The organism is Bradyrhizobium uaiense, from assembly GCF_010811875.1.
Classification (GTDB): Bacteria; Pseudomonadota; Alphaproteobacteria; order Rhizobiales; family Xanthobacteraceae; genus Bradyrhizobium; species Bradyrhizobium uaiense.
In genome coordinates, this window is the sequence record NZ_VKHP01000324.1 from 1 (window position 1) to 9,197 (window position 9,197).

Genomic DNA, 9,197 nt, shown 5'->3' on the forward strand with positions numbered 1-9,197 from the left:
CCCCGGGCTCCGATTGAAGAGATGGTGCAATCTCTTTCAATCGACTCTGCGTGGGTTGCCGTGTCACGTCCTGCAGCGGAGCAAGCGGCACCCCTCTCCCTAACCCTCCCCCGCAAGGGGGGAGGGAGCCCTTCCGTAGTGCTCACCTCACGATCCGTCACAGCTTCCCTTTCACCTCGGCGCGGAAGCCGTAGATCACGCGCTTGCCGGCGAGTGCCACCAGCTGGACGTCGCGGGTCTGGCCGGGTTCGAAGCGGACGGCGGTGCCGGCGGCGATGTCGAGGCGCATGCCGCGGGCTTTCTTGCGGTCGAATTTCAACGCCGGGTTGGTCTCGAAGAAATGGTAGTGCGAGCCGACCTGGATCGGCCGGTCGCCGGTGTTGGCGACCAACAGCGTCACGGTCTTGCGGCCGGCATTGAGCTCGATCTCGCCGTCCTTGATGAAGAGTTCGCCGGGGATCATGTCGCGCTCCTATCGGATCGGCTCGTGGACGGTGACGAGCTTGGTGCCGTCGGGGAATGTCGCCTCGACCTGGATATCGTGGATCATCTCCGGGATGCCATCCATCACCTGCGCGCGGGTCAGGACCTTGGCGCCGGCCTGCATCAGCTCGGCGACCGTGCGGCCATCGCGCGCGCCCTCGACGATGAAGTCGGTGATCAGCGCAATGGCCTCGGGATGGTTCAGCTTGACGCCACGCTCGAGCCGGCGGCGCGCCACCATGGCGGCCATCGAAACCAAGAGCTTGTCCTTTTCGCGGGGAGACAAATTCATGCGAGCACTCTGATCGTTCTGAAACGTTTAAGTTGGGCATGAACTTATCGGAAAACCGGTATCCACTTTTCCGGATCATGCCTAGTTGAGCCACAGGCCTTTAGTTAAGCCAGAGTCTTGGCAGCGGGACGATGGAGGCGCGGCCGAGCACCGCCATCATGTCGGCGCGCAGCCGGGCCGCATCTTGGGCACAGAAGCGCGCCATTGCAAAGCCATTCCAGGCGGAGATGCCGACCTCGCCGCCGAAGCTTTCCGACGCCTCGCGGATGCGCTCGACCAAGGCTTCGTTGCCCGGAACGATCAGTGCCGTGCCGATCGCGCAGCCGTCATTGGCCATCGCGGGCCGCGCCAGCTTCTCGCCGATGTCGCCGTCGAGCCTGATCGTTTCGGCAAACACCAGCCGGCCGGCGCGGCGCATCCGCCAGCGGTCGACGAACTCGCCATGGCGCATGGTCTCGCCCATCGCCGCGCGGCCGAACACCACGATTTCGCAGAGCAGCAGTGAGGCGCCCTCGGCAAGGTCGATGTCGAAAGTGCGGTGGATGCGCGCGCGGTCGAACAGGATGGTTTCCTGCGGCAGCCAGGAGAGATGCGCGCCCGCGGCAACGTTCAGCGAGATATCAAGCCTCGCGGCGGCGCCAGGGGCGCGATAGACCTTCTCAGCGGCCGCCGTGGTCAGCGTCAGGCGGGCGCCCTCACCGGCCGTGATTGCGACCTCGAAGCGGTCACCCCCGGCAATTCCGCCGGCGGTGTTGACGAACATCGCCGAGAGCCCGTCGTCCTCCGGTGACGGGAAGCGGACACGCAAAGAGCCCGACTCATGCAGGTCGCCGCGGCGGGTGGCGCCGTCTTTGCGATGCACCTCGAACCTGACAGCACCCTGGGCGCGGTTCGCCGCAAACGTCGCCGCCGCCGCGCCTGCGATCCCGGTCCGCATTCCCCCAACGCTCCCTTGCGCACGCCGCGAGAGGCGGCGTCACTTCCTGTTTACAGCGCCATCTGGCGGCTGATCTCGGCGGGATCGAGGTTCGCGCGGTCGCAGGCATATTTCACCGCACCCCGGTCCATCACGGCAAAACTGTCGCCGAGTTCGCAGGCAAAGTCGAGATATTGTTCGACCAGCACGATGGCGATGTTGCCGAGGTTGCGCAGATAGGAAATGGCGCGGCCGATATCCTTGATGATCGAGGGCTGGATGCCCTCGGTCGGCTCGTCGAGCAGCAGGAGCTTCGGCCGCATCACCAGCGCGCGGCCGATCGCAAGCTGCTGCTGCTGGCCGCCGGAGAGATCACCGCCGCGGCGGCCCAGCATGGTCTCCAGCACCGGAAACAGCGAGAACACGTCATTGGGGATGTTGCGGTCCTCGCGCTTCAGCGGACCGAAGCCGGTCTTCAAATTCTCTTCCACCGTCAGCAGCGGGAAGATCTCGCGGCCCTGCGGCACGAAGCCGATGCCGCGCCGCGCCCGCTCATAGGGTTTCAGCGCGGTGATATCCTTGCCGTCGAAATTGATCGCGCCGGAGGCGATCGGATACTGGCCGACCATGGCGCGCAGCAGCGAGGTCTTGCCGACGCCGTTGCGGCCGAGCACGCAGGTTACCTTGCCCGGCTCGGCAGTCAGCGACACGCCGCGCAGCGCCTGTGCCGCGCCGTAATAGAGATTGATATTGTCGACCTTCAGCATCGCCCTAGCGCCCCAGATACACTTCGACCACCCGCTCATTCGACGACACCTGGTCGATCGAGCCCTCGGCGAGCACCGAGCCCTCATGCAGACAGGTCACCTTGACGCCGAGCTCGCGCACGAAGGTCATGTCGTGCTCGACCACCATGATGGTGTGGTTCCTGTTGATCTCCTTCAGGAGCTCTGCCGTCAGATGGGTCTCGACATCGGTCATCCCCGCGACCGGCTCGTCGACCAGCAGCACCTTCGGATCCTGCGCCAGCAGCATGCCGATCTCGAGCCACTGCTTCTGGCCGTGCGACAGGCTGCCGGCAAGGCGGTTGCGCGCGTCGGTCAGGCGGATGGTCTCCAGCACCTTGTCGATGCGCTCGGACTCGGCCTTGCTGCCGCGCCAGAACAGCGTGCCGCGCACGGAATGATCGACATTGAGCGCGAGCAGCAGGTTGTCCTGCACGGTCTGGCTCTCGAACACGGTCGGCTTCTGGAATTTGCGGCCGATGCCGAGCTCGGCGATGCGGGTCTCGTCGAGCCGGGTCAGGTCGACGGTGCCGTCGAACAGCACGGTGCCCTCATCCGGCTTGGTCTTGCCGGTGATGATGTCCATCATCGTGGTCTTGCCGGCGCCGTTCGGCCCGATGATGGCGCGCATCTCGCCGGGCGCGAGCGTCAGCGACAGATTGTTGATGGCGTGGAAGCCGTCGAACGAGACGTGGACGCCGTCGAGATAGAGCATGGCCGAGGTGGCGCGGGTATCCATGACGTTCATCTGCCTACTCCGCCATCTTCGCAGCGCTGATACCGTCTTCGCGCGCGGCACTTGCCTCATCGGCTGCGATGCCCGTGCTGCGCCGCGGCTCCCACCAGCTGTTGAAGGTGCCGACGATGCCCTTGGGCAACAGCAGCGTGACCAGGATGAACAGCGCGCCCAGCATGAACAGCCAGTACGGCGCGAGCGGCCCGGAGGTAAAGAACGTCTTGGCGTAGTTGACGACGACGGCGCCGAGCGCGGCCCCGATCAGCGTGCCGCGGCCACCGACCGCCACCCAGATCACCGCCTCGATCGAGTTGGCCGGCGCGAATTCGCTCGGATTGATGATGCCGACCTGCGGCACATAGAGCGCGCCGGCGACGCCGGCCATGCAGGCCGACAGCGTGAACACGAACAGCTTGTAGGATTCGACGCGATAGCCGAGGAAGCGGGTCCGGCTCTCGGCATCGCGCACCGCGATCAGCACCTTGCCGAGCTTCGAGCTCACGATCGCGCGGCAGATCAGGAACGCGATGATCAGCGCCAGGCAGCTCAGCAGGAACAGCGCGGCACGCGTCCCTTCCGCCTGCACGTTGAAGCCGAGGATGTCCTTGAAGTCGGTCAGGCCGTTGTTGCCGCCGAAGCCGAAATCATTGCGGAAGAACGCCAGCAGCAGCGCATAGGTCATCGCCTGCGTGATGATCGACAGATACACGCCGGTGACGCGCGAGCGGAAGGCGAGCCAGCCGAAGCAGAAGGCCAGCAATCCGGGCACCAGCAGCACCATCAGCGCTGCAAACCAGAATTTGTCGAAGCCGTACCAGTACCAGGGCAGCTTGTCCCAGTTCAGGAACACCATGAAGTCGGGCAGGATCGGATTGCCGTAGACGCCGCGGCTGCCGATCTGGCGCATCAGGTACATGCCCATCGCGTAGCCGCCGAGCGCGAAGAACGCGCCATGGCCGAGCGAGAGGATGCCGCAATAGCCCCAGATCAGATCGATCGACAGCGCGAGGATGGCGTAGCAGACATATTTGCCCCACAGCGCCACCAGATAGGTCGGCACCTGGAACATCGAGCCCTGCGGCAATAGCAGGTTCGACAGCGGGATCAGCACGCCGACAGCGGCGACGAGGAGGACGAACGCCGTCGCGGCGCGGTCAAGCGAGCGGGTGAGGATGTGCGGCGTCATGCTTCCACCGCCCGGCCCTTGAGCGCGAACAGGCCGCGCGGCCGTTTCTGGATGAACAGGATGATCAGCACCAGGATCGCGATCTTGCCGAGCACCGCCCCCGCCACAGGCTCGAGGAACTTGTTGGCGATGCCGAGCGTGAAGGCGCCGACCAGCGTGCCCCAGAGATTGCCGACGCCGCCGAACACCACGACCATGAAGCTGTCGATGATGTAGCTCTGGCCGAGATTGGGGCTGACATTGTCGATCTGCGACAGCGCCACGCCGGCGATGCCGGCGATCCCCGAGCCGAGGCCGAAGGTCAGCGCATCGACCCGCGAGGTGGCGATCCCCATCGAGGCCGCCATGCGGCGGTTCTGCGTGACCGCGCGCATCTCGAGCCCGAGCGCGGTGTAGCGCAGCATCGCAAGCAGGATGGCGAACACCGCGAGCGTGAAGCAGAGGATCCAGAGCCGGTTATAGGTGATGGTGATCTGGCCGAGCTCGAACGCGCCGCTCATCCAGGAGGGATTGCCGACCTCCCGGTTGGTCGGGCCGAACGCGGTGCGGACCGCCTGCTGCAACACCAGCGACAGGCCCCAGGTCGCGAGCAGCGTTTCCAGCGGGCGGCCGTAGAGGAAGCGGATGATCGTGCGCTCGATCAACACACCGATGAAGCCGGCGACCAGGAAGGCGAGCGGCACGGCGATCAACAGCGAATAATCGAACAGCGCGGGATAGCGGGTGCGGATCACCTCCTGCACCACGAAGGTGGTGTAGGCCCCGAGCATCACCATCTCGCCATGCGCCATGTTGATGACGCCCATCACGCCGAAGGTGATGGCCAAGCCGATCGCGGCGAGCAGCAGCACCGAGCCGAGCGAGAGGCCATACCAGGCATTCTGCACCATCGACCACATCGCAAGATTGCTCTGGATCGAGGACACCGCGCTTGCGGCCGCCTTGGTGACCAGCGCCGGCTGGTCGCCAAGCCCGGTGAGCAGCGCCAGCGCCTCCTGATCGCCGCGCGCCTTGACCACGGCGACGGCATCGAGCTTGTCGCTGTCGGATGCATCCGACTTGAACAGGATGATGGCGGCGCGCGCCTCGGCGAAAGCCTGCTTGATCGATTTGACGCTCTCCTTGGCGAGCGCGCTCTCCACGGTCGGCAGCAGGTTTTCCTCGTGGCTCTTGAACACCGATTGCGCCGCGGCGAGCCGCTTGGCCGGATCCGGTGACAGCAGCGTCAGGCCGCCGAGCGCGGCCTCCACGGTGCGGCGCAGCCGGTTGTTGAGCCGAACGGCCGCAGCGTTGTCGGGCAGCTTGTCCACCGCTGCACCCGTGGTGGCATCGACGATCTTGCCGTCGGTCTGGGTGATGAAGACCTTCTTGCTGTCGGGATCGGCCGACAGCCGGCCGTCCTGCAGCGCGCTGATGATGGGCGACGCCAGCGCATTGCCCGATGCGGCGATCTCGCCGACCGCAGCCTCGGTGTCGGAGAACTCATCATTGGCGAATTTGGCGACCGAATCCTCGAACGGGCCGGCCAGCGCCGGCACAGCAAGGCAGCTCAGCAGCAGGATCGAGAGAAACAGCGCACGAAATCGATCAATACAATTGGCGAACACGTCAGGACCCCGGCAGGAGTGTGAGGAGAAGGCGGCGAGCATGCCGCCTTCTCCAGGTTCTTGGATGGTTGTGTTGTGTCGTTGATCAGGTCAGGAGCTTAAGAGCCTTTCAGCTGCTCAAGAGCCCTGGCCGCCGCACTTGTTGGTCTTGGTGTTGTAGTTGCCGCACTTCTTGCCGACCCAATCGCCGATCAGGTCCTTGGAGCCTTCGAGCTCCTTCGACCAGGCGTCGCCGGCCACCAGGCCCGGGGTCTTCCAGACCACGTCGAACTGGCCGTTGCCCTTGATCTCGCCGATGAACACCGGCTTGGTGATGTGGTGGTTCGGCAGCATCTTCGAGGTGCCGCCGGTCAGGTTCGGCGCCTCGATGCCCGGGAGAGCGTCGATCACCTTGTCCGGATCGGTCGACTTCACCTTCTCGACCGCCTTCACCCACATGTTGAAGCCGATGTAGTGCGCTTCCATCGGATCGTTGGTCACGCGCTTCGGATTCTTGGTGTAGGCCTGCCACTCCTTGATGAACTTCTCGTTCGCCGGAGTCTTGATCGACTCGAAGTAGTTCCAGGCGGCGAGATGGCCGAGCAGCGGCTTGGTGTCGATGCCGGCGAGCTCTTCTTCGCCGACCGAGAACGCGACCACCGGGATGTCGGTCGCCTTGATGCCCTGGTTGCCGAGCTCCTTGTAGAACGGAACGTTGGCGTCGCCGTTGATGGTGGAGACCACCGCGGTCTTCTTGCCGGCCGAGCCGAACTTCTTGATGTCGGCCACGATCGTCTGCCAATCGGAATGACCGAACGGCGTGTAGTTGATCATGATGTCGTCCTGGGCGACGCCCTTCGACTTCAGATAGGCTTCCAGGATCTTGTTGGTGGTGCGCGGATAGACGTAGTCGGTGCCGGCCAGCACCCAGCGCTTCACCTTCTCTTCCTTCATCAGATAGTCGACGGCGGGGATCGCCTGCTGGTTCGGCGCCGCGCCGGTGTAGAACACGTTGCGCTCGGACTCTTCGCCCTCATACTGCACCGGATAGAACAGGATGTTGTTCAGCTCCTTGAACACCGGGAGCACGGACTTGCGCGACACCGAGGTCCAGCAGCCGAACACGACCGCAACCTTGTCCTTGGTGATCAGCTCGCGCGCCTTTTCGGCGAACAGCGGCCAGTTCGATGCGGGATCGACCACGACGGGCTCGAGCTTCTTGCCAAGCACGCCGCCCTTCTTGTTCTGCTCGTCGATCAGGAAAAGGATCGTGTCCTTCAGGGTGGTTTCGCTGATGGCCATGGTGCCCGACAGCGAGTGAAGGATACCAACCTTGATGGTGTCGTCGGCCGCTTGCGCGGGCGCGAAGGGCGAGGACGCAGCCAGACCCAAAACCAGGCCGGCCGTCGCCGCGAGCGCGCGGCGGCGGGTCATCGTCGCTATTCCGTGAGTAAGCTGAGTAAGCATGAAATGTCGTCTCCCTGACGCAGGCGTGAACGCTTGCGAAACGGCCGCATGGCCGCCTGCGGTTAAGGGAATCGCAAGAACTGTGCCACGGTGCGTGGGCACCGTAAGCCGATGAACCAGTTGGATAATTTCACGAGTTCCGGGCAAATGCGGAACGGGGCTGCCCAAGCATTGAGCCGCCAACCTGACTGCCGAAAGAGCAATCAGGTTGTTTTCTAGGCAAAATTGGCGACTTGGCTAAATTTCCGGCACCGATTTGTGACAGTTTGCGCGATGGTTCAGCGAACTCCGCGCACCAAAGCCAGCGATATCATCTTGAAACCGCCAAGTTCCTGGTCCATATCCTCGCCATGCCCGCGACATCGCGGTGCCTTCGCGAGCTGCGTGTTCAAGCTGCCCCAAGCGGCTTCTGGCTCGCCTTTCAGCTAACCCAGCTTGACGCCCCAGACACGCGGGTGTCCCCGAATGCCTTCATGCGATTCCGGCCGATACTGGCCGGACGATGACGGCTTTTATGGAAAGAACCATCTTTTGACCTCCTTTCAGGATTTCGGCCTCGCCGATCCCATCGCCCGCGCGCTTCGAGAAGAAAACTATCTCACGCCGACCCCCATCCAGGCCCAGACCATCCCGCTCGCACTAGCCGGCCGCGACGTCGTCGGCATCGCCCAGACCGGAACCGGCAAGACCGCGTCCTTCGCGCTGCCGATCCTGCACCGGCTGCTGGAGAACCGCGTCCGTCCGCTGCCCAAGAGCTGCCGCGTGCTGGTGCTCTCGCCCACCCGCGAACTGTCCGGGCAGATCCTCGACAGCTTCAACACCTATGGCCGCCACATCCGGCTGTCCTCGACGCTCGCCATCGGCGGCGTGCCGATGGGCCGCCAGGTCCGCTCCCTGATGCAGGGCGTCGAAGTGCTGGTCGCCACCCCCGGCCGCCTGCTCGATCTCGTGCAGAGCAACGGACTGAAACTCAACCAGGTCGAGTTCCTGGTGCTCGATGAAGCCGACCGCATGCTCGACATGGGCTTCATCAACGACATCAGGAAGATCGTCGCCAAGCTGCCGATCCGGCGCCAGACGCTGTTCTTCTCGGCCACCATGCCCAAGGACATCGCCGAGCTCGCCGAGGCGATGCTGCGCGACCCCGCCCGCGTGGCGGTGACGCCGGTGGCCTCGACCGTGGATCGCATCGCCCAGCGCGCGATCCAGGTCGATTTCGCAGCCAAACCGACGGTTCTCGCCCAGCTTCTGAAGCAGGAGCCGGTCAATCGCGCCCTGGTCTTCACCCGCACCAAGCACGGTGCCGACAAGGTGGTGAAGAGCCTCGCCAAAGCCGGCATCGAGGCCAATGCGATCCACGGCAACAAATCGCAGAACCACCGCGAGCGGACGCTGGCGGCGTTCCGTTCCGGCGAGATCCGCACGCTGGTGGCGACCGATATCGCCGCCCGCGGCATCGACGTCGACGGCGTCAGCCACGTGGTGAACTTCGACCTGCCCAACATCCCGGAAACCTATGTCCATCGCATCGGCCGCACCGCGCGCGCCGGTGCCGACGGGGTCGCGATCTCGCTGATCGCCGGCGCCGAGGAGATGGGCTATTTGCGCGATATCGAGCGGCTGATCCGCATTACGCCGGCTCATAAAAAACATCCCGAACCCCACGAGACGGGAAGAAACACGGAAGGCGGCCTCCGCATTGAAAAAAAAAGAGAACACGTAGTGTGTCGTGGGCATGCTGATGAA

9 protein-coding genes are annotated in these 9,197 nt (G+C 64.3%); 1 reads left to right on the forward strand and 8 read right to left on the reverse strand.

The annotated features are described in order from the left end of the window. Positions 1 to 157 precede the first annotated feature (157 nt). The 8 genes from FNJ47_RS42060 to urtA all read right to left on the reverse strand — a co-directional run bounded on the left by FNJ47_RS42060 (position 158) and on the right by urtA (position 7,451). Positions 158 to 463, reverse strand: a complete 306-nt coding sequence (locus tag FNJ47_RS42060; RefSeq protein WP_163162167.1) for an urease subunit beta — start codon at positions 461 to 463, stop codon at positions 158 to 160. Positions 464 to 472: 9 nt separating this feature from the next. Beyond that, entirely contained in the window at positions 473 to 775 is a 303-nt protein-coding gene (locus FNJ47_RS42065; RefSeq protein WP_050387204.1) for an urease subunit gamma, read from the reverse strand. 100 nt (positions 776 to 875) lie between these two features. Then, complete coding sequence (locus tag FNJ47_RS42070; RefSeq protein WP_163162169.1) at positions 876 to 1,712, reverse strand: urease accessory protein UreD; 837 nt, start codon at positions 1,710 to 1,712, stop codon at positions 876 to 878. Between the two features lie 50 nt (positions 1,713 to 1,762). Then, positions 1,763 to 2,458 carry an urea ABC transporter ATP-binding subunit UrtE gene (gene urtE, locus FNJ47_RS42075; protein ID WP_163162171.1) on the reverse strand — a complete coding sequence of 232 codons (696 nt, stop codon included), beginning with the start codon at positions 2,456 to 2,458 and terminating at the stop codon, positions 1,763 to 1,765. A gap of 4 nt (positions 2,459 to 2,462) precedes the next feature. Then, entirely contained in the window at positions 2,463 to 3,224 is a 762-nt protein-coding gene (gene urtD, locus FNJ47_RS42080) for an urea ABC transporter ATP-binding protein UrtD (RefSeq protein ID WP_146989055.1), read from the reverse strand. A 4-nt stretch (positions 3,225 to 3,228) separates the two neighbouring features. Then, positions 3,229 to 4,398 (reverse strand): urea ABC transporter permease subunit UrtC, encoded by a 1,170-nt coding sequence (gene urtC, locus FNJ47_RS42085; RefSeq protein WP_163162173.1) that lies wholly within the window; start codon positions 4,396 to 4,398, stop codon positions 3,229 to 3,231. Beyond that, the gene (gene urtB / locus FNJ47_RS42090) at positions 4,395 to 6,047 is read right to left on the reverse strand and encodes an urea ABC transporter permease subunit UrtB (protein WP_236000458.1); all 1,653 of its coding nucleotides are present in this window, start codon (positions 6,045 to 6,047) and stop codon (positions 4,395 to 4,397) included. The genes urtC and urtB overlap by 4 nt, the downstream gene beginning before the upstream one ends. A 75-nt stretch (positions 6,048 to 6,122) precedes the next feature. Further along, complete coding sequence (gene urtA, locus FNJ47_RS42095) at positions 6,123 to 7,451, reverse strand: urea ABC transporter substrate-binding protein (RefSeq protein WP_146989050.1); 1,329 nt, start codon at positions 7,449 to 7,451, stop codon at positions 6,123 to 6,125. Positions 7,452 to 7,916: 465 nt separating this feature from the next. On the opposite strand from urtA, the gene FNJ47_RS42100 reads away from it, so the two are divergent. Then, on the forward strand, positions 7,917 to 9,197 hold a 1,281-nt coding region (locus FNJ47_RS42100), incomplete at its 3' end, for a DEAD/DEAH box helicase (RefSeq protein ID WP_236000459.1).